Genomic DNA, 20,709 nt, shown 5'->3' with positions numbered 1-20,709 from the left:
ATCAGATAAATTCCTGACTACCCGTCTTGCAGTATCAAACCGCCGCCCTACCCCATTTGATAAAACAGCAACACGCGCCCCAAGTTTTTCTGTGGATGCTGGACAAGCGGAATCGGGTCTGGTTTCTTAACCTTGATTCGGATGTGCGGTGTCGAATCACTTTCATTCTTCATTCGGGGAAGGGGGCCCTCGTATGGCCAAGGCGGACGCGTGGATCGCGCCCGGCGGGAGAGCTTTTGCCAAAGGCAAATGGGCTTCCCGCAGAGGTTTGGCAGGCAATGCGCGTATCATCGCGCAGCCGGCATACAAGCGCCTTCTGGCAGCCGAACCGATCTTCCGCCGCTCCATCCCTGCCCTTGTCCTGATCTTCCTGCTGATCGTCGCGGCTACCCGCACGATGACCCTGGTCAGCGCCCATGACGAGGCCGACCAGACCGCCCGCACCACGCTCGGCTTGGCCGTACAGAGCCTCGTGGCGTCTCTCGACGATGTGGTGGACAGCGATGGCCTGCGGCCCGCCAAGGCCAGTGAGCTCCTGAGCACCACAAGCTCGCTCGGCCTGCTCGGCAAGGATCACGTGTTGCTCCTCACCGATGACAAGCTGAATGTGCTGGCCGCAAGCCACGACGCCGCTGGCTGGCAGGTGAAACCCGTCGATCAGTTCGTGGCTGACGGGCAGCCGCTTTTCCTCTTCGGCAAGGGCGCCGGGGTGCTCGACGTGCAGATCGGCGGCGAGACGTGGCTCGCCGCACTCGATTTCACCGCCGACCGCGGTTTGGCTGCGGCAGCACTCGTGCCGCAGGATGCCATCTTCGCCGAGTGGCGCCGCGCGGTGTCGCTCAACATCGTGCTGTTCGCACTCACCGCCTCGGTGCTCGCCGTCATCCTTTACGCCTATTTCTGCCAGGCCTCGCGGGCGCAGACGGCGGACCGCATCTATCTCGAAGCCCATCAGCGCATCGAACTGGCACTCCTGCGCGGCCGCTGCGGCCTTTGGGACTGGGACATGGTGCGCGGCAAGATGTACTGGTCGCCCTCCATGTACGATCTGCTCGGCTACGAGGCGAGCGAGCAGATGCTGTCATTCGGCGAAGTGGCCGAAATCATTCACCCGGAGGATGGCGACCTCTTCGCGCTTGCCAACCAGATCGTGGCGCGCGAAGTCGATCACATCGACCAGATCTTCCGCATGCGCCGTGCGGACGGCCAATGGGTCTGGATGCGCGCCCGCGCGCAGATCGTCGACCCGAACGCACATGAAATCCACCTGATCGGCATCGCGGTGGATGTGAGCGAACAGCAGAACCTCGCGCTTCGCTCCGAAGCCTCGGACATGCGCCTGCGCACGGCCATCGAGAACATCACCGAATCCTTCGTGCTGTGGGATGCGCAGGACCGGCTGGTGATGTGCAACTCGAAGTTCCAGCAGGATAGCGGCCTTTCCGACCGCGACGTGATGCCCGGCACGCCGCGCGCGGTGCTCGAACAGAACATGCGCGCCTTCGTTTCCGAGCGCCGCCTTGCCAACGCCAATGGTCCGCGCGGCGGCGCGACCTTCGAACGCCAGCATGCGGACGGCCGCTGGCTGCAGGTCAACGAACTCAAGACGCGCGACGGCGGCATCGTGGCGGTGGGCACCGACATCACGCAGATCAAGCAGCATCAGGAAAAGCTGGTGGACAGCGAACGCCGTCTGATGGCGACCATCCACGATCTCAGCCTCGCCCGCCGCGCCGAAGAAGAGCGCGCCCGCGAACTTGGCGTGATGAACACGAAATATCTGGCGGAAACCGAGCGCGCCGAGGCCGCCAACCGCGCCAAGTCCGAATTCCTCGCCAATATGAGCCATGAGCTAAGGACGCCGCTCAACGCCATAATCGGCTTTTCGGAAGTGATGAGCTCGCAGCTTTTCGGTCCCGTCGGAAGCCCGCGCTACGACGAATATGTGCGCGACATCCAGTCGAGCGGCGAATATCTGCTGGGCGTCATCAACGACATTCTCGATATGTCGAAGATCGAGGCGGGCCAGTTCGTGATGGAGCAGGAAGAGGTCGATCTCTGCCCGCTGATCAACGAGACGGTGCGTGTGGTCGCGCTTCAAGCGGCCGAAAAGCGGATCACGGTGGAAACCAACATTTCCGACGAGATGCAGGTCTTCGCCGATCGCCGCGCGATCAAGCAGATCGTCATCAACCTGCTTTCCAACGCGGTGAAGTTCACCGACCAGGGCGGGCACATCACGGTGCGGGCGCGGAAAGTCGCGCGCTCCATGATGCTCTCCATCGAGGATACCGGCTGCGGCATTCCGAAAAGCGCGCTCAACAAGCTCGGACGGCCCTTCGAGCAGGTGCAGAACCAGTTCAGCAAGAGCCATACCGGCTCGGGTCTCGGCCTCGCCATCTCGCGCTCGCTCGCCGAGCTCCACGGTGGCGCGCTCAAGATCCGCTCGACGGAAGGCGTGGGCACCATCGTGTCCGTCCGCCTCCCCGCGTTCCGCCGCGCGGAGCGTGTGATGAAAGAGGCGGCGTAAGCGCCGCTCAGCCGATCAGGGCCCGGAAGTGCCGGGCGACCGCCTGCTGCGTTTCTTTCAACCGTGCTTCGAGGTGGTTTCTGTCAGGGCTGTGCGTGGCGCCAAGCAGGCGCTCCATCAGGCCGACCGGCACATCCTTCGGGTCCAGCGGCTCGGTCAGACAGAGGCGGGTGAGCTGGCTCAGCGTGTTGTAGAACGCGAAAGCCTCCGCCAGTTGTTCCCGGACGTCGACCGGGGCGAATTCGGGCGAAAGGCGGGACAGCGCCAAGCCTGTCGAACTGACCCGCCCTTCCCCTGTCGCTTCCCCCACAAGCTTCCCGACCTGTGCGATGAATTCCAGATCGACGAGGCCGCCGGCAGCAAGCTTGATATCCCAAAGGTCGCGCGGCGGCTTTTCTTCGAGCAGGATGCGGCGCATCTCGGCAGCGTCCTTGCGAACCTTCTTCGTATCGCGCGGCGATGCGACGATGGCGACAACCTCCGCATCCAATTGCGCGCAGAGCGATGCGTCGCCCGCAACCGGCCGCGCGCGCGTCAGCGCCATGTGCTCCCACGTCCAGGCCTCGCTGCGCTGATAGCGCGAGAAGGCATCGATCGGCACGGCGACGGGTCCCTTGTTGCCTGACGGGCGCAGGCGCAGATCGATCTCGTAAAGAACGCCTTCGGCAGTCGGCGCGGAAAGGGCGGCTATCAGGCGTTGGGTGAGACGCGCGTAGTAATGGGCGGGCGCAAGTCCCTTTGCCCCATCCGATTCCAGCGCCTCGTGGTCGTGATCGTAGAGCAGGATGAGGTCGATATCGGAGCCGGCCGTCAGTTCGCGGCTGCCGAGCTTGCCCATGCCGAGAAGGGCCACCCTGCCCCTCGCCACACACCCATGGCGAAGCGCGAACTCGTCAGTCACGGCATCGAGCGCAAAGGCGATCACGAGATCGGCAAGGTCCGAAAAATGTTCGCCTGCCCGCCTTGCATCGATCACGCCTGCGAGCAGGCGCATGCCGATGAGGAACTTCTGCTCGGCGGTGAAGATGCGCAGGCGGTCGAGCTTCTCTTCATGGCTGCGCACGCCGCTCATGAACGCGTCGAGGCGCTCCGCCAGATAGGCGCGGTCGGGCAGTTCATTCAGCAGCGCGGGGTCGAGCATCGCGTCGAACACGTGAGGGCGGCGCGTGATGATGCCGGCAAGACGTGGCGCGGCGCTCAGTGTGGTGACGAGAAGCTGAAGCAGCGACTGGTTGGATTGCAGCAGCGAGAAAAGCTGGATGCCGGCCGGCAGTCCAGCGAGAAAGGCGTCGAATGCGACCGCCGTCTCATCGGCGCGCCCCGTGGCACCGAAGGCGCGCAGAAGGGCGGGCGTCAGTTCGGTCAACCGCTCGCGCGCTTCGGCGGATTGCACCGCCTTGTAGCGACCGAAATGCCAGGTGCGCACGATGCGCGCGATATCGCCCGGGCGTTTGAAGCCGAGCGACGACAGCGTTTGCAACGTGTCCGGGTCGTCGCCTTCCCCCGTGAAGACGAGGTTCCCGATGCCGGAGGAAAGCTCCGGCGCGGTTTCGAAAAGTTCGGCATAGTGATGCTCGACCTCGCCTAGAGTGCGCTGAAAGCGCTCGGCGAACGTATCACGGCTTCCGAAGCCCAGCATGTGAGCGATGCGCTCGACGCCCGCGTCGTCTTCGGGAAGGCTGTGGCTCTGCTCATCCGCCACCATCTGGATCGCGTGCTCGACACGGCGGAGGAACCAGTAGTCGTGGGCCAGCGCCTCGGCGGCACCGGGCGTGATCCAGCCGCGCGCGGCGAGTTCATGGAGCATCGGCACGGTCTGCTTGCCGCGCAGTTCGGGAAAGCGTCCGCCGGCGATCAGCTGCTGGGTCTGCACGAAGAACTCGATCTCGCGAATGCCACCACGTCCGAGCTTCACATTATGGCCTTCGACGGCAATGGCGCCCAAGCCGCGATGCGCATGGATCTGGCGCTTGATCGAGTGCACGTCGGCGATGGCCGCGTAATCGAGATGCTTGCGCCAGACATAAGGGCGAAGTTCGTTGAGGAAGCGCTGGCCGGCGGCGCGGTCGCCCGCGACGGGACGCGCCTTGATCATCGCCGCACGCTCCCAGTTCTGCCCCCTGCCCTCGTAATAGATCAGCGCCGCCTCGACCGGGATCGCAAGCGGCGTCGAGCCGGGATCGGGGCGCAGCCGCAAATCGGTGCGAAAGACATAACCGTGCTCGGTGCGATCCTGAAGAATACGCACCAGCCGGCGCGTGATGCGCGCGAAGACATCCGCCGCTTCGTAAGGGTCGGGTACGGCCGGCGCGTGCGGCTCGAAAAAGACGATAAGGTCGATGTCGGAAGAAAAATTCAGCTCGTGCCCGCCGAGCTTGCCCATGCCGAGTACGATCAGGCCCGATCCTTCGGAGGGCTTGTCCGGGTCAGGCAGCTTGAGCTTGTTCTGCCGGTGCGCGTCGCGCAGCAGGAAATCGACGGCACCGCTCACGGCGGCTTCCGCGAAGAGGCTCAGGCGGCGAACGGTTTCTTCCGCATCCGCCTCGCCGGACAGGTCGCGAAGCGCGACGAGAAACTGGCTTTCGGCCTTGAGCTGCCGCAGCTCGCGCATCACAGACGCCTCGCTGGCATCGGGCTGAAATGCGACTTGCAGCGCCAGGTTCTCGAGCTGATCCAACCGCGCGTCGGCCGTTCCGTCGAGCCAAGCGCGGAGCACGGCGGGTTGTTTGCGCGCGGTGTTGAAAAGATGCGGCGACAGGTCGAAAACGGCGGCGAGCCAGCGGGCAAGATCGGGCCGCTTCCCGAGCATGGCTGCGACCACCGCCTCCTTCGCCTCCGCCGCCTCGACCAGCTCGCGCAGAAGGCGGTCGGCATTAGATCGATCGAGCGGCTTCAACTCCACCCGTGGCCGAGCCTCGCCTCCGTCTCCGCTCACGCGGCCTCCTTCGGATGCGGAAACACCATCGCGGCGCGCAGGCCGGGATTGTTCGCCTGCAAGTCCAGACGCCCGCCGTGAAACAGCATCACCGCCCGCGCGATCGAGAGACCAAGGCCGGAACCGGGCAGTGAGCGACTCTTGTCCAGACGCACGAAGCGCTCTTTCGCGCGTTCGCGGTCGATCGCATCGGGAATGCCGGGTCCGTTGTCGGCCACTTCGATCACCACATCCTCCCCTTGCTTGCGAACGGAAACCGAAACCTCGGCCTTCCGATCCTCGCCCGCGCGAGAATATTTGATGGCATTATCGATGAGGTTCGCAAGAGCCTGGCCGATCAGTTCGCGGTTTCCGCTGACGGAGACGGCCGCCTCAACCGCCGACGAAAGCGTGACACCGGCCTCCTCGGCCGCCGGCTCGTAAAGGTCGATCACGTCCAGAACCGACGCCGCCAGATCGACCGGCACGAAGGGCTCGACCGTGGTCTGGCCCGCCTCCAGCCGTGAGATCATCAGGATCGAATTGAAGGTGCGGATCAACTGCTCGGAGCCCTGGATCGTGCTTTCCAAGGCCTCGCGCCGTGCTTCCGGCGAAGCGTCGTCGGCGAGTGCTGCCTCAGCACGGTTGCGCAGGCGCGTCAGCGGCGTCTTGAGATCATGCGCGATGTTGTCGGAAACCTGCTTCAAACCCTCGTTCAGCTGCGCGATGCGCACGATCATCGCATTCAGGCTTTCGGACAGCCGGTCGAACTCGTCGCCCGTGCCGGCTACCGGGAGGCGCTGGGCAAGATCGCCGCCGATGATGCGCCGACTGGCCCCCGAAAGCTCGTCGATGCGGCGTAGAGCCCGCCGGCCGACCACCAGCCAGATCAGGAATGCCGCCAGCACCATGGTGCCGAGCGAAACCATCAGCGCCCGCTGCACCACCGTGCGGAAGCGCTTCGGCTCGCCCAGGTCGCGGCCGACCATCACCGTCATGCTGTTCGGCAGGCGCAGAACGAGCGCGATGGCGTCGCGCGGTGAAGTCGTATCGGCCGCCGTCTGCTGCGCCGCCTCCCCGTTTTCTGCGAAGCTCTGATAGGCGAAGGGCACCTCCGTCCAACCCTCATTGCCCAGGATCGAAGGGTTCAGGTTCTGGACGTTGCCCGCGAGGATGTCGCCGTTGCGATCGGCGATCAAATAAAGGTTGGCGCCCGGCTGACGCGAGCGGATGGAGACCAGGCGCACCAGGGTCGGCAGGCCTCCCCGCTGATAGGCGCGGCCGAGACTCGCCATTTCCTCATTGATGGTGCTCTGCGTCTGCGCCGTCAGCATCCGCTCGGACATCGATGTCATGTAGAGCACGAGGATCAGCGCGCAGACGCTGAAGAGGACCACGTAAAGCGCGGAAAGCCGCGCCGCCGTGGTGCGCATGATGGCGGGAAGCGCCATGGGCGTCAGGACGCTTTCAGGATGTAGCCCGCGCCGCGAACGGTGTGCAGCAGCGGGCCATCGAACCCCTTCTCGATCTTGCCGCGCAGGCGCGAGACGTGGACGTCGATCACATTGGTCTGCGGGTCGAAATGGTAGTCCCAGACGTTTTCGAGCAGCATGGTGCGCGTCACCACCTGTCCCGCGTGGCGCATCAGATATTCGAGCAGGCGGAACTCGCGCGGCTGGAGGATGATGTCGCGCCCGGCGCGGCGCACGGAATGCGACAGGCGGTCGAGTTCGAGATCGCCGACCTTGTGCACCGTTTCCTGCTCGCGCGGCGAAGAGCGGCGGTCCAGCGCTTCCACGCGGGCCAGAAGTTCGGTGAAGGCATAGGGCTTGGTAAGGTAGTCGTCGCCACCGGCCCGCAGACCCGTCACGCGGTCATCGACTTCGCCAAGCGCGGATAGAATGAGCACAGGCGTCGCGACGCTTTTTGCCCGCAGGCCGGAAATCACGGAAAGCCCGTCGCGGCGCGGCAGCATGCGGTCCACGACCAGAACGTCGTAGTCGCCGCTTTCGGCAAAGGCGAAGCCGCTGTCGCCGTCACCCGCCAGATGCACGGTGTGCCCGGCCTCGGAAAAGGCCTTCTGCAGATATTCGGCCGCTTCGCGGTCGTCTTCGATCACGAGAATCTTCATCGCACCCGCTTTATGCTCATGTCCGTCCGAGGCGGACAAGGCAGGAAAATCGGCGGCAGGCGATGGGAGCCTGCCGCCGCCGACACCCGGTGCGACTCTGGACGGATGCGCCGGGTTGCGGATCTCTCCGACGGCAGGACGGGGGTGCGGAAGGCCGCTGTCGGGGAGAAGGGAATGAAGCTTCCGGGCAAGATGGGAGAGAGGGGACATGATCTTGCCCGGAAGCGTTGGGCCAGTGTGAGGGCGTGAGGGGATCAGCCCTTGTCCACCGGCAAGGCCACGAAGCGGCTCGCATCGTCGCGCTGGACCTGCATCAGAACGGCCTTGCGGCCGGACTTCTCGGCATCGGCGATGGCGCGGGTCACGTCGGAGGTTCCGTTGACCTCGTTCGAGTTGACCGCGGTAATCACGTCGCCCGGCTGGATGCCGCGCTCGGAAGCCGCGCTGTCGGGATCGACATCGGTCACCACAAGGCCACGGCCGTCATCGGCGCGCGTCACGGTGAGACCGAGATCGGCGAGCGAGGTCGGTTCAGCCTGCGCCGGGCCGCTATCGCGGCTGTTCGACGCCTGCTTGTCGGTGTTCGGCATGGTGCCGAGATCCACCTTCACAACCTGCTCCTTGCCGTCGCGCCAGATCGTCAGATCGACCGGCTTGTCGGGCGAGATCGCGGCGATCTGCTTGGCGAGGTCACGCGGGCCGGAAACATCCTTGCCGTCGACCTTGGTGATCACGTCACCGGTCTTGATGCCTGCCTTGAGCGCCGGGCTGCCTTCCTGAGGTTCGTTCACCAGCGCGCCCTTGGCGTCGGCGAGGCCGAGCGAGTCGGCGATGTCCTTGTCCACGGGCTGGATCTGAACACCCAGCCAGCCGCGCTGCACCGAACCGTTCTGACGGAGATCGGAGATCACCTCCTTCACCGTCGAAGCGGGGATCGCGAAGGCGATGCCGACATTGCCGCCCGAAGGCGAGAAGATCGCCGTGTTCACGCCGACCACTTCGCCGTTCAGGTTGAAGGCCGGACCCCCCGAATTGCCGCGGTTCACGGCAGCATCGATCTGGAGGAAGTCGTCATAGGGCCCTGCACCGATGTCACGGCCACGGGCCGAAACGATGCCGGCGGTCACGGTGCCACCGAGGCCGAACGGGTTGCCGACGGCCATGACCCAGTCGCCGACGCGAACCTTGCTGTCATCTGCGAAGTCCACATAGGTGAACTTCTCCTTAGCCTCGACCTTGAGCAGCGCGAGGTCGGTGCGCGGGTCGGTGCCGATCAGCTTGGCGGTCAGTTCGTCGCCCTTGTTGGTCACGACGGTGAAGGTCGTGCCGCCATCGACGACGTGGTTGTTGGTGACGATGTAGCCGTCCTCGGAGATGAAGAAGCCCGAGCCCTGCGACTGGGTGCGCTCGGCGCGCTGCTGGGGGCGACGGCCCTGCTGGCGATCCTGGCCGTTCGGCCCACCGAACTCGCGGAAGAAGCGCTTCAGCGGGTGGTTGTCGGGCAGCTGGTCGAGGCCCTGACCGAGCTGATTGCCATCGTCGGAAGCGGGCGTGGCGCGCGACTCGACGCGGACGCTGACGACTGCGGGCGACACGCGGTCCACCACATCGGCGAAGCTCGGAACATTCAGGTTGCCTTGGACGCGAACCGGCTCGGCCTGCACGGGCAGCGCGCCGGATGTCACCGCACCGACGCCGATGGCGCCCGCGATGGCGACGGACGCAGCCGCAGCCATCAGACGGCTACGGGTGCGCAAAGAGTTGGGAGACGTGCTCATTGTGGCTCTGTCCTTACGAAACAGGGTGCTCTCAATCACCCTTCGCCGACAGAGATAGGAAGCTTCACATTACATGAGGATGGCCGGCAGATGAAACTTTCGTAAGGATCGAAAAAGAGCCGTCACGCATCGCGCCCGAGGATTTCGTCCAACCTTGTCCGCTCGTCGGCGTTCAGCCCTTGAGACTTCGCGGCCTTCCGTTGATGCGCGGAGGCAAGCAGAAAGCTTGCGCCGAGGACAAGGATCACCACCGGCGTCGCCCAGAGCGCCGCGTTGCGCCAGTTCCAGCGCGGCTTAAGCAACACGAACTCGCCATAGCGCGAGACCACATAGTCGAGCACGGCCCCGTCGCTGTCGCCGGCCTTCAGGCGATCACGCACCAGAATGCGCAGGTCGCGCGCGAGGTCTGCATCGGAATCGTCGATGGACTGGTTCTGACACACCATGCAGCGAAGTTGCGCCGACAGTTGGCGGGCGCGCGTTTCCATCGCGGGGTCGGCCAGGATTTCGTCCGGCTGCACGGCGAGGCCCGGAACGGCCGAGGCCAGCCACAGGCCAGTCAGCAGGAATGCCGTCCGCAGTCTCATTCAGCCGGCACCGGTGCCGCAACCGGTCGCGCACGGCGAGAGGGTGCGCCGACGCGAAGCCGGCGATCGAGCAGGGAAAGCGTGCCGCCGGCCATCATCAGCAGGGCCCCGCCCCAGATCAGCGTCACCAGCGGCTTCCACCACGCATGCACCACCAGCGCGCCATCCGCCCTCTCCTCGCCGATCGAGACATAGAGCTGGCCGAGCCACATGGTGCGGATGCCAGCCTCGGTCGTCGGCATGCGGCGCACGGGATAAAAGCGCTTGGCGGATGCGATCGTGGCGTGTGGGCTTCCCGCCGCATCGAGCAGGGAGAAGCGTGCGATCCGCGAGGAAAAATTCGGGCCGGGCTCGGAGGACAGGCCCTCGAACCGCATGGTGTAGGCACCCACCGCAACCTGTTCGCCGGGCTTCACGGCAACCACCGCCTCACGCCCGAAAGCCAGCGCGCCGACGAGCCCTAGCACGGTGACGCCCAATCCGGCATGGGCGAGCATCGTGCCGATGGCGGAGCGCGGCAACCCGGCAACACGATGCAAGGCCGTGCCGAACCCCGCGCGCGGCAGACCGGCCCGCAAAGCGAGATCGGTCGCGACGCCGGCCAGCAGCCAAACGCCGATGCCGATGCCGACCACGGCAAAAATCGAACGCGGCTCAGAAACGAGCCCGGTCACCAGCATGGCACCGAGCGCCAGCGCGGCCGCGCCCAACAGGCGCTGTGCCGCCGCCAGTGCATCGCCCCGTTTCCACGCCAGCATCGTGCCGAAAGGCACGAGCAGAAGCAGCGGAAAGATGATGAGGCCGAAGGTGAGATTGAAGAACGGCGCGCCGACCGAAATCTTGGTGCCCGTCACGGCTTCCAGCGCCAAGGGGTAGAGCGTGCCGATCAGAACGGTCGCGGTCGCAGTCGTCAGGAACAGATTGTTCAGAACCAGCGATCCCTCGCGCGAGATCGGATGAAACAGCCCACCCGTCGTCAAAGCCGACGCGCGAAAGGCGAAGAGCGCCAGCGAGCCGCCGACAAAGACCGACAGGATTCCCAGAATGAAGACACCGCGCGTCGGATCGGTCGCGAAAGCGTGGACCGATGTCAGCACACCCGAACGCACGAGGAATGTGCCGAGCAGCGAAAGCGAGAAGGTGAGAATGGCCAGCAGGATCGTCCAGACCTTCAGGGCCGAACGCTTTTCCATCACGAGTGCGGAGTGAAGCAGCGCCGTGCCGGCGAGCCAGGGCATGAAGGACGCGTTCTCTACCGGGTCCCAGAACCAGAAGCCGCCCCAACCCAGCTCGTAATAGGCCCAGTAGGACCCCATCGCGATGCCGCCGGTCAGGAACACCCACGCCGCCAGGGTCCAGGGCCGCACCCAGCGCGCCCATGCCGCATCGATCCGACCCTCGATCAACGCTGCGACTGCAAACGAGAAGCAGACAGAGAAGCCGACATAGCCGAGGTACAGAAGCGGCGGGTGGATGGCGAGGCCGATATCCTGAAGGACAGGATTGAGGTCCTGCCCCTCGATCGGGGCCGGGTCGAGCCGCGCGAAGGGATTGGAGGTGACGAGAATGAACAGGAAGAAGGCCGCGCCGATCATGCCCTGCACGGCCAGCACATTGGCCTTCAGGCTCGGCGGCAGGTTCTCGCCGAAGGCCGCGACCGCCGCACCGAACAGTGTCAGGATCAGCACCCAGAGAAGCATCGAGCCCTCATGGTTGCCCCAGACGCCGCTCAGCTTGAAGATCATGGGCTTCAGCGAGTGCGAGTTTTCATAGACGTTCTGCAGCGAGAAGTCGGACTGCGCATAGGCCAGCGTCAGCGCAGCAAAAGCGATCAGCGTCAGCACGAAACCGGTGATGGCCACCGGACCGCTTGCCGCCATCATGCGCCGATCGTTCCAGCGCGTGCCGAGAAGCGGCACCGTCGATTGGATCAGCGCCAGGGCAAACGCCAGAACGAGCGCGAAATGGCCGGCTTCGACGCTCATCTCACTCGGCCTTCCACACGCCCTTGGCCTTCAGTCCGTCGGCGACTTCCTTGGGCATGTAGGTCTCGTCGTGCTTGGCGAGCACACTGTCGGCCACGAAGACGCCATCGGCCCCCAGCGTTCCTTCGGTAATGACGCCCTGCCCCTCACGGAAAAGGTCGGGCAGGATGCCGTGAAAGGAAACGGGCACCGAGCGTTCATTGTCGGTCACCGAGAAAAACACGTCCGTGCTCGCGCCATGTTTGATCGTGCCGGTCTCCACCAGTCCACCGAGCCGGATGCGCTGGCCCGGATCGAGCTGGGCTGCCTGCAATTCGGTCGGCATGAAGAAGTAGGACGCCCGCTGGCCGAGGGCATAGACGGTGAGGCTCGCCGCCGCCGTCAGAAACATAGCCCCGCCAGCAATGACCGTGATCCGCTTGCCTTTACGAGTCATGGCTGGGCCACCAGAAGATTGAGCGATTGCGCCAGAAGCGCCAATTGCCGCTCCGCGTCCGCATTGCCCTTCAGCGCCACATTGGCGCGCTGCAGAGCGGCACCCGCATCACTGCTGCGCCCGAGCACCGCATAAGACCGCACCAGCCGCAGCCAACCGTCGAGGTCGTTCGGCTGCTCGCTAAGCTTCTGGTCGAGCGAAGCGACCATGCCTTCCACCATCTGGCCGCGATCCGCCGCCGACATGGTTTCGGCCGCGGCGATATCCTGCTGTGTCGGACCGGGACGCGCCGGTTGCTGAAGAGCGCCAAGCGCCTGCTGCGCGGCATCGCGCCAGGGCGAGCCCTGCGGCAGCGTCTGAAGCATCGCGTTCCAGCCTGCGGCCGCCTCATCGCTTCGGCCGGCCTGCAGCGAGGCGGTCGCCAACCGGAACTGCGCCCGCGCATTCCGAGGATCGAGTGCCAGCACACGCTGGTAAGCTGCTCGGGCTTCTTCCGAAATCTGCCCGCGCGCCGCGCCTACCATCGCTTCCGCCAGCCCCAGCTCGCGGCTGCTGTTCGGACCCAGCAGGCGAATTGATTGTTCGAAGGCTGTCTCCGCCTGCTCGAAGCGATCGAGCCTCAGATAGACCGGTGCGATCGTCTCCCAGCCCTTGCCGTCCTCTGGATTGGCGCGAAGCTGGCGCTCGGCGCGCGCGACAAGTTCGTCCACGGAGCTCTGCGCCGGCGGTTTCGTGAGCCGTGCTTCGAGCGGCTCGGAAGGAAGATCGGGCGAGCCGACGGCAGCGTAGACGCCCCAGGAGAAGACTGGAACGAACAGCACGGCCGCCGCAGCCACCAAGCGCGATGCGCGAAACCGGGCGAATCCTTTCTCGGCCTTTGCCTCCTGATCGACCCGCAGGATGCGCCGGCCGATTTCAGCTTTGGCCTCTGCCGCGTCGCCGGCGCTGATCGTGCCACGCGCAAGATCGCGGTCAACCTCGGCCAGCTGATCGCGATAGACCTGGATATCATAGGCCGCGTCCGTTTCATCCGCCTCCGCGCGCGACGACAGCGGCAGCAGGACGGCGAGGCTCGCTCCAAGCGTCAAAAGGGCTGCGATGAACCAGAAAACCATGGTGCCCAACACATAAAGGCAGCGTCAAATGCTGCCAATGGGCTCGGCATGCGGCGGAATGACGACCTTAGGAGGGTGCTCTAAAGAAGCTCCCAGCTTCCACCGGTGTCGCGGCATGCCGTGCCGCGCGCGGTCTGCGATCCCGCCGGCGTGAAGACGGTCTGGCTGTATTGCCGGCAATCCTGCGAACCGACGCGATAGGGTTGCGCGGCCACCACCTCGCCGCGACGACCCGAGCCGTCGCCGGCCCATGCCACGCGTTGGCCGCTCGGCGTGTTCTCAAGCGCCCGATACTCGGCCTCGAGCGCCTTGCGCTTTTCACCGTCGCTCAGGCCAGTGCCGATGCGTCCGCCGACAAGACCGCCATTCAGCGCCGCGATGATTGCGTCGCGCGTCAGCGGCTGTGGTCCTTCCGGCGCCACGGATGCTTCCTTGCCGCCCAAGGTCGAGCATCCGGCCAGAAGCGAGATCGCCAGAAGAGAAGCTGAAATTTTCGAGAAGGCTCGCGACACGGTGCGCCCTTTGGCTGCTGGTCATAATGCCGTGGATGAGCGAATCCTCTAGAGCCGATTTCATTACGGCCGCAAGCTTCTATGCCGCTCAATCCACACTTCGCAGACGCACTGTGGCTTTCAGACCGCCGAGATCGGAACGCGCCAGCGACAGTTCGCCGGCATATTCCTTGACGAGTTCGGTCACGATGGCGAGCCCCAAACCGCTGCCGGGCTTGGTTTCGTCCAGACGCCGCCCGCGGATCAGCGCTTCGCGCGTTTTCTCATCGGGAATGCCGGGCCCATCATCCTCGATCACGAGTTCGAAGCGCCCCTCGCCCGGGATGTCCCTGATCGGCGTTACCGAAACGCGCAACCGCTTGCGGCCCCATTTGGCGCCATTTTCCAGCAGGTTGCCTGCCAGCTCTTCCAGGTCTTCCCTTTCGCCTGCGAACAGCACTTCCTCGGGAGGTAGAACGGTTTCCAGCGTGATGTCGGGATAGAGTTTTTCGATGACGCGTCCCATGCGCGCGATCGAGGTCGTCACCGGCGTACGGAACACCGTGGTTTCCCGCTGCGCCGCCATCCGCGCGCGCTGAAGATAGTATTCTACCTGCCGCTGCATCGCGCTCGACTGGTCGGAAATCAGCTGGCCCTTCTCGCCGCCGATCTGCCGCCCTTCGTTGAGCAGCACCGCCAGCGGCGTCTTCAGCGAATGCGCGAGATTGCCCACCTGCGTGCGCGCCCGTTCCACGATGCGGCGATTGCTGTCGATCAGCGCATTGGTTTCGCTCACCAAAGGTTCGATCTCGGTCGGAAAACGCCCATCCAGGCGCGATGCTGTGCCTTCACGCACCGTCGCCAGTGCCGCGCGAACCTTGATCAGCGGTCGCAGCCCCAGGAGAATGGCAAAGGCATTGATGGCGATCATGCCGAAGCCGAAAATGCCGAGATAGGTGAGCAACTGCCGCTCGAAATCGTCGATCTCCGATTCGAGCTCCGAATGATTCCCCATCACGCGAAACCGCGCGACACGGTCCTGGCTGTCGAGCACGAACTCGTTTTCGAGAACCTGCAAATCCTCGCCGTTCAAGCCCTTGGCGCGATAGGTTCGCGTGAAGCCGCTGTCGAACGGCACCTCGCTCTCGGGCGGCGCGGGAATGGCAGCCGTCATCGAAAGCGAACGCCGCTCGCCGATCATGCCACCGCCCACCGGCTCGACCGACCAGTACCATCCCGAACGCGGCTCGGCGAAGCGCAGGTCACCCAGGTCGGGACTGCCCGTCAGCACCCCGTTCTCAGAAACGCCGACCGAGCCGATCAAATTGAACAGATGTGCCGATAGAAGGCTTTGAAAGCCGCGCTCGCTCACATCGCGGTAGAGCGAGGCGATCACGGTCGAAATCACCACCAGCGCCAGCACCGCCCAGACGGTGGAGAACGCCACAACGCGTGCCGCCACCGAGCGGAACAAGTTGCCCACCCAGCCTCGTGTCCCCTTCGCTTCGAGGATGGTCAAGTCAGGCCTGCGGCGCCCGCATGCGATAACCCATGCCGCGCACCGTCTCGATGATGTCGATGCCCATCTTCTTGCGCAAACGGCCGACAAAAACCTCGATCGTGTTGGAATCGCGGTCGAAGTCCTGATCGTAGAGATGCTCGACCAGCTCCGTGCGCGACACGACCTCGTCCATGTGGTGCATCAGGTAGGCCAGCAACCGGAACTCGTGCGAGGTCAGTTTCAGGGGCGCGCCGTTGAGATCGGCCTTGGAACTCTTGGTATCGAGCCGCAGCGGTCCGCAGACGAGTTCAGACGAGGCATGCCCCGCCGCACGGCGGATCAGAGCCCGCAGGCGCGCCAGCACCTCCTCGATGTGGAAGGGCTTCGCGACATAATCGTCCGCACCCGCATCGATGCCGGCCACCTTGTCGCTCCAGCGGTCGCGCGCGGTGAGCATCAGCACCGGCATCTTGCGCCCGGCGCGACGCCAGCGCTCGATCACGCTGATGCCGTCCATCTGCGGCAGACCGATGTCGAGCACCACGGCGTCGTAAGGCTCCGTGTCGCCGAGAAAGTGCCCCTCCTCACCGTCGAAGGCCTTGTCTACGACATAGCCCGCATCGGTCAGGGCGTCGGAAATCTGTCGGTTGAGGTTCTTGTCGTCTTCGACAACCAGAATGCGCATCGTGTCCCTCTGCTCCTCAGAACGTTCTGCTGAGAGCAGCCGTCATTTCGCGGGCACCTCGAACTCGGCGCGGCGCGGTCGCTCGCCATCCTTGCCGGGCACGAGAACGACGATGATGCAGACCCGGTCCTCGCCCCGCGACACGGAAGCGGCGCGCGCCAGTTGCCCGCCGTTCTCCTGCGCGATCTGCAGGCCGACCGAGTAGCAATCCACCTGCGCGATCTGCCGCGAGGGATCTTCCGCCCGAGCCGGCGCCGAGCACACCAGCACACCCGCCGCGAGGGCGGCAAAGCCTGAAAGCCAGCGTGTTGTTGGGCGGAAGATCGTCATGAAGCGGTTCTAGAGCGGACCAACTGAACGTCCAATGAACATTGCCTAAACCCTCTCATTGCCCCCATAAATGGGGACGACTTCCAGTGCCTTCTAGCCGATCCGGTCCCGCGCCAAAAGACGTCCCGCGATTCCAGTCAGCCCGGCCAGCGCCGATACGATCTGGAACAGCGCTTCGGTCACCAGCGCGTGGTCGCCGTCCTGAACGGGCAGGTTCAGATATCCTGCCAGCGCCATCATCACCGTAACCACGGACGCCCAGATCGTCCGCGACAGATACCAAGGCTTGGTGTCCTGCATGCTCTCATACTCCATCATGTCATCAAATGATAAGTTCTTGAACCGCGAAACTGCGGCTCGCGGGCAGGCCCCAGCCGACAGCATCGCTGCCCTGGCGGACGCTCAGTGAGACGGTTTCCCCGTCGACGTCCGCGTCTTCGAGCAATTGGCTCTCGCAAAGCCATGCCTGCTCCCGCACTTCGGCTGACGCGATCACGCCCGCCGGCCCCGCAAGAACGGCCTGATAGATTTCGCGCTGCTCACCCAGCGGGATATCCGGGCCCTCCCAGCCATCGGCATCCAGCCTTCCCCGCCTCGTCCAGGAGAAGCAAATCCCACCCGCCGCTTTCTCGGCGCGCAGATGCACTGGAGACAATGGCAGCCTCGCTCGAACCCCGCCCGGTCCTGTCGCGCTCGCCGAATTCTGCGCCGAAAGATCGGCACCCGATGGCGTCGCGCGCCAGTTGAGCTGCAAGCCCAGTTCCGTCGCCCGCAGCCCAGCCGGCACCACGGCATCGTCGAGAAGCACGACATCGGCGCCCTCCGGGCACCCCGCCATCATCGCGTCCTCGGTTCCGAGCTGCCCACGTAGAAGCGTCGAGAGACGGAAAGTGCCGGCAGATATCTCTTCCGCCACGCCGAATTGCAGAACCTCCCAAGCCCCGTTCGCACTGCGAACCGCGGCGACATTCGCCCCGTTCAACAGGTTCGGAATCGCAACATTGGCTGCCTCGCCCGCAAACAGTTCGACTTCGAGCGCGCTCCCTCGGGAAAATCGGCCCGAAACGCCCGGTGCCAGCGCGGAAACCAGCCTCCCGACATTGGCCTGCCGTCCGACCTGAGTGCGAACCTCGAACCCGCTCTCGCCTGGTGAAACCGAAACCGTCTGGCTCCGCCAAGGCTTCTGGTAGAGTGCTACCTGCAAACGGCTTTCCGGCTGCTGCGCGCTCGAGAGCGATGGCAGGTCGAGCAGGAGGAAATGCGGCGTGCCGACCGCAGGCATTGTCGCAACCCTCACGCCTGCAACACCATCGCCTCGCCAGGGTGCGGGTATCGCACCGGCTTGCCGCCGCGCTGTTACCCGCTGGACCAATCCACTCTCGACATCCGTCACCACCAACGGTCCCCCCAAGCCGTCGATCACTACCCCCGGTCCGATCGGAACCTGCGGGGCGAGCGAAAAGCGCAGTTCGTCGCGCTTGCTCCATTGGCCGCGCAACCAATCCTCGGCGATGGCCTCGGCCGCACCGGGGTCGAGCACGACCGGCAGGCTCAGCACCTGCTGCCGTCGCCCCGGCGCACCCATGCGGATGCTCCGCACCGTCGAACCCTGATAGTCCTTCAGCAGGTCCTGAAAATTCAGCAGCACCTCGGCGGGCAGATCGCCGTCCGCCTCGCGGCTCGCCACCATCACCGCCGCATCGTCCTCGACGACGATCTCGCCGGCCGCGACAGAAAGCCTCTCCGAAGGTACGCCGCCCCTGACCTCGATGCCATCCGATCCTTCGGTGACCGACAGATCGAACAACTCCACCAGCGGCTCCAGCGCATCGCGCGCCGAGCCCGGCTCCACCAGATAGCCCTGAACGCTGCCTTCCACGCCTTCACTGCGCGCCCTCGGCAAGCCGTGATCCGCCAGCACGGCACTGATCAGATCGCCCAGCGCCGGCGCCTCCACGCGCCCGTTCAGCCAGTGCCCGGCCTGCCAGTTCGCACTGTCGCCCCAATAGTCGCCGTTCAACGGAAAGGCCGGAAACGGCCGCGCATCCCATGCCCAGGCATAGATTCGTTCCGCGTCGAGCATCCGCCCGCCATAGATCGGTGAAACCGGATTAGCCGCACCCTCGAAGTCCTCATCCGCCGCATCCCACCAGCCCAGATGCGCGTCCAGAAAGCGCCGCTGCACGAGGTCCGACCGCCCGCCATTCGAAAAAAATGGCCGCGCGCTTTCAGCCGATTTCGGATCGGGAAACACGTTGGGCTGGTTCGCGCCCTTGTCGGCTGCCGGGCAGCCCAGTTCCGTCAGCCAGATCGGCTTCGAACCCGGTTGCCAGGCAGTCGGCGCCGCATGCTCGACACCGCCGATCCGGTCGTGGTGAAGATTGCTCCACCACCCCGACAGATCCTTCGGACGATAGACCCACGGTTTGCCGTAAGCCCCATCCGTGATCGGCGTGCGCAAGCGCGCTGCGCGGTGCGCCGCACTCGTGTAGAACCAGTCATACCCTTCGCCGCCCGCGATCGCCCGCCGCAGCGCGCCAGCGTCAGAAGGCGAGAGTGCCCCATCCGGGTTGCCACCCGCATAGTCCTCGTCGCGCCAATCGCTGAGCGGCATATAGTTGTCGATGCCCACCGCGCTGATCGCCGGATGCGACCAGAGCGGGTCGAGATGAAACAGCACGTCCCCGCTGCCATCCGCCGGCTGATGCCCGAAATACTCGCTCCAATCCGCGCCATAGGTAATGGCCGTCTCGGGCCCGAGGACCGCGCGGCACTCGCCCGCCAGCCTGCAAAGCTCTTCCACGAACGGAAACGCACGCGGGCCCGAGCGCAGCGTCGAAAGCCCGCGCAGCTGCGAGCCGACCAGAAACGCATCCACCCCGCCCGCAGCCTCGGCCAGATGCGCATAATGCAGGATCAGCCTGCGGTAGCCCCAATCCTCGCTGCCGCCGCCGAAACGAACCGCATCATCCGACACATCGAAATCGGCAACGCGCGTCGCCCCGCAAAACGCCGAAACGAGCTCGCGCACCGCTGCCGTCCGGTCCGGGCTCCCGCTGCGCCCCGGGGCCGGATTGACCGTGATCCGCCCGCGCCAAGGATAGGCCGCCTGCTCCGCCCCGCCATATGGATCGGGCAACCCGTTGCCCTCCGGCACATCCATCATCACGAACGGATAAAGCGTCACCTTCAGCCCGCGCGAGCGGATCTCGCGGATCGCCGCCACCACGCTCTCGTCGGAAGGCGTTCCGCCATAGGCCGCGCTGCCGCGATGCCGGCTCACCTCATGCGCGGCGCTTCGCGACACACCCGACACCGACCAGTCTGCCGAAAACCCGCGCGCCCCCCGATCCGTCACGCCCGGCCTGATGCGGCACTGATCGGCCCGCAGATCGTCGCCGAACCACGATACTACCAGCGCGACATGCATGAGGTTCGGACATAGCATCTGCAACTCGTCGAGCGACGCCGCGAGGTCCGTGTCGGCATGCATCACATGCCGGTTCACCGCCTCGGTCTCGCCCGGCCGCAGGGTCTGCGTCACGAGCTTCGGCGAGAGCCCGTACTCCGTGGAACCCGGAATCAGCGCCACCGCGCGCAGGCGCTCGTGCAGCAGCCCGACCGGCCGCAGCACCTCGAACTGCATCTGCGGCAGGCGGTTGCCGTATGCTCCAAGCGCCAGCCGCTCGATCACCACCGTCGCCGTGCCGCGATAGGCCGGCGCATTGCCCGCGCCCTGCTTCACTTCGATCAGCGGATCGGGTGCTTGCGTCTCGCTGCCCACATGCACGCGCAACTCGACGCTTTCGCGGTCGATCTCCTTGCCGTCCGCCCAAATCCGCCGCACGCCCGCGATCGGCCCCTCGCACAGGGCAAAAGCAGCATTGCCGAAATAGGAGTATTCCGAAACCTTGGCGCCCCCGCCTTTGCCGCCCTGCCGGCGCGTTTCACGCGTTTCCTCGAAGCGCGTCGCCCAAATCAGCGTGCCGCTCAGCCGCACCGAACCGTAAACGCGCGGCAGGGCGGCCCCCTCCTCGGCCGTGAAGGGCTTCTGCGCACTCAGTCGCGGACCCTCGATCCGCTTCGTGCCTGAAAGCAGCGCGCGGTCCACCGCATAGCCCGCAAGTGCGCCCGCCGCCGTGCCGATCGCGGCACCCGTCGCGCCCAGAGCCCCACCGAGATAGGCACCGGCGGCCTGCAAGATGATGGTCGCCATGCGTTCTCCG

15 protein-coding genes are annotated in these 20,709 nt (G+C 65.2%); 1 reads left to right on the top strand and 14 read right to left on the bottom strand.

What is annotated here, in order from left to right; translation table 11 throughout:
* Positions 1-193 precede the first annotated feature (193 nt).
* The gene (locus tag NGM99_RS02495) at positions 194-2,530 is read left to right on the top strand and encodes a PAS domain-containing sensor histidine kinase (RefSeq protein ID WP_252815599.1); all 2,337 of its coding nucleotides are present in this window, start codon (positions 194-196) and stop codon (positions 2,528-2,530) included.
* A gap of 7 nt (positions 2,531-2,537) precedes the next feature.
* Here the strand turns inward: NGM99_RS02495 and NGM99_RS02490 are convergent, their stop codons facing one another.
* The 14 genes from NGM99_RS02490 to NGM99_RS02425 form a co-directional block, all read right to left on the bottom strand.
* Positions 2,538-5,465 carry a bifunctional [glutamine synthetase] adenylyltransferase/[glutamine synthetase]-adenylyl-L-tyrosine phosphorylase gene (locus NGM99_RS02490; protein WP_252815597.1) on the bottom strand — a complete coding sequence of 976 codons (2,928 nt, stop codon included), beginning with the start codon at positions 5,463-5,465 and terminating at the stop codon, positions 2,538-2,540.
* Positions 5,462-6,895 carry a sensor histidine kinase gene (locus tag NGM99_RS02485; RefSeq protein ID WP_252815595.1) on the bottom strand — a complete coding sequence of 478 codons (1,434 nt, stop codon included), beginning with the start codon at positions 6,893-6,895 and terminating at the stop codon, positions 5,462-5,464. The genes NGM99_RS02490 and NGM99_RS02485 overlap by 4 nt, the downstream gene beginning before the upstream one ends.
* A 5-nt stretch (positions 6,896-6,900) precedes the next feature.
* Positions 6,901-7,575, bottom strand: a complete 675-nt coding sequence (locus NGM99_RS02480) for a response regulator transcription factor (RefSeq protein ID WP_252815593.1) — start codon at positions 7,573-7,575, stop codon at positions 6,901-6,903.
* A 254-nt stretch (positions 7,576-7,829) separates the two neighbouring features.
* Positions 7,830-9,353 carry a DegQ family serine endoprotease gene (locus NGM99_RS02475; RefSeq protein ID WP_252815583.1) on the bottom strand — a complete coding sequence of 508 codons (1,524 nt, stop codon included), beginning with the start codon at positions 9,351-9,353 and terminating at the stop codon, positions 7,830-7,832.
* Between the two features lie 122 nt (positions 9,354-9,475).
* Positions 9,476-9,940 (bottom strand): cytochrome c-type biogenesis protein, encoded by a 465-nt coding sequence (locus NGM99_RS02470; RefSeq protein WP_252815581.1) that lies wholly within the window; start codon positions 9,938-9,940, stop codon positions 9,476-9,478.
* A complete protein-coding gene (locus NGM99_RS02465) occupies positions 9,937-11,925 on the bottom strand; it encodes a heme lyase CcmF/NrfE family subunit (RefSeq protein WP_252815579.1) in 1,989 nt (662 codons plus the stop codon). Before NGM99_RS02465 ends, NGM99_RS02470 begins: the two co-directional genes overlap by 4 nt.
* 1 nt (position 11,926) lies before the next feature.
* The gene (ccmE, locus tag NGM99_RS02460) at positions 11,927-12,361 is read right to left on the bottom strand and encodes a cytochrome c maturation protein CcmE (RefSeq protein WP_252815576.1); all 435 of its coding nucleotides are present in this window, start codon (positions 12,359-12,361) and stop codon (positions 11,927-11,929) included.
* On the bottom strand, positions 12,358-13,476 hold the full coding sequence (gene ccmI / locus NGM99_RS02455) for a c-type cytochrome biogenesis protein CcmI (RefSeq protein ID WP_252815574.1): 1,119 nt from the start codon (positions 13,474-13,476) through the stop codon (positions 12,358-12,360). The genes ccmE and ccmI overlap by 4 nt, the downstream gene beginning before the upstream one ends.
* A gap of 80 nt (positions 13,477-13,556) precedes the next feature.
* Positions 13,557-13,988: an RT0821/Lpp0805 family surface protein gene (locus tag NGM99_RS02450; RefSeq protein WP_252815572.1), complete on the bottom strand. Its 432-nt coding sequence runs from the start codon at positions 13,986-13,988 to the stop codon at positions 13,557-13,559.
* Positions 13,989-14,076: 88 nt separating this feature from the next.
* Positions 14,077-15,486, bottom strand: coding sequence for an ATP-binding protein (locus NGM99_RS02445; RefSeq protein ID WP_252815570.1), 1,410 nt, complete (start codon positions 15,484-15,486; stop codon positions 14,077-14,079).
* A gap of 1 nt (position 15,487) precedes the next feature.
* Positions 15,488-16,153, bottom strand: coding sequence for a response regulator transcription factor (locus NGM99_RS02440; protein ID WP_252815568.1), 666 nt, complete (start codon positions 16,151-16,153; stop codon positions 15,488-15,490).
* Between the two features lie 42 nt (positions 16,154-16,195).
* Complete coding sequence (locus NGM99_RS02435) at positions 16,196-16,483, bottom strand: hypothetical protein (protein WP_252815566.1); 288 nt, start codon at positions 16,481-16,483, stop codon at positions 16,196-16,198.
* A 93-nt stretch (positions 16,484-16,576) separates the two neighbouring features.
* Positions 16,577-16,783: a hypothetical protein gene (locus NGM99_RS02430; protein ID WP_252815564.1), complete on the bottom strand. Its 207-nt coding sequence runs from the start codon at positions 16,781-16,783 to the stop codon at positions 16,577-16,579.
* 22 nt (positions 16,784-16,805) lie between these two features.
* Entirely contained in the window at positions 16,806-20,699 is a 3,894-nt protein-coding gene (locus NGM99_RS02425; RefSeq protein WP_252815562.1) for a baseplate multidomain protein megatron, read from the bottom strand.
* Positions 20,700-20,709 lie beyond the last annotated feature (10 nt).

The organism is Mesorhizobium liriopis (genome assembly GCF_024053505.1).
Taxonomy (GTDB): Bacteria; Pseudomonadota; Alphaproteobacteria; order Rhizobiales; family Rhizobiaceae; genus Mesorhizobium_B; species Mesorhizobium_B liriopis.
Note: the sequence above shows the minus strand (reverse complement) of the source record. Positions and strands in the feature narration are given on the sequence as shown.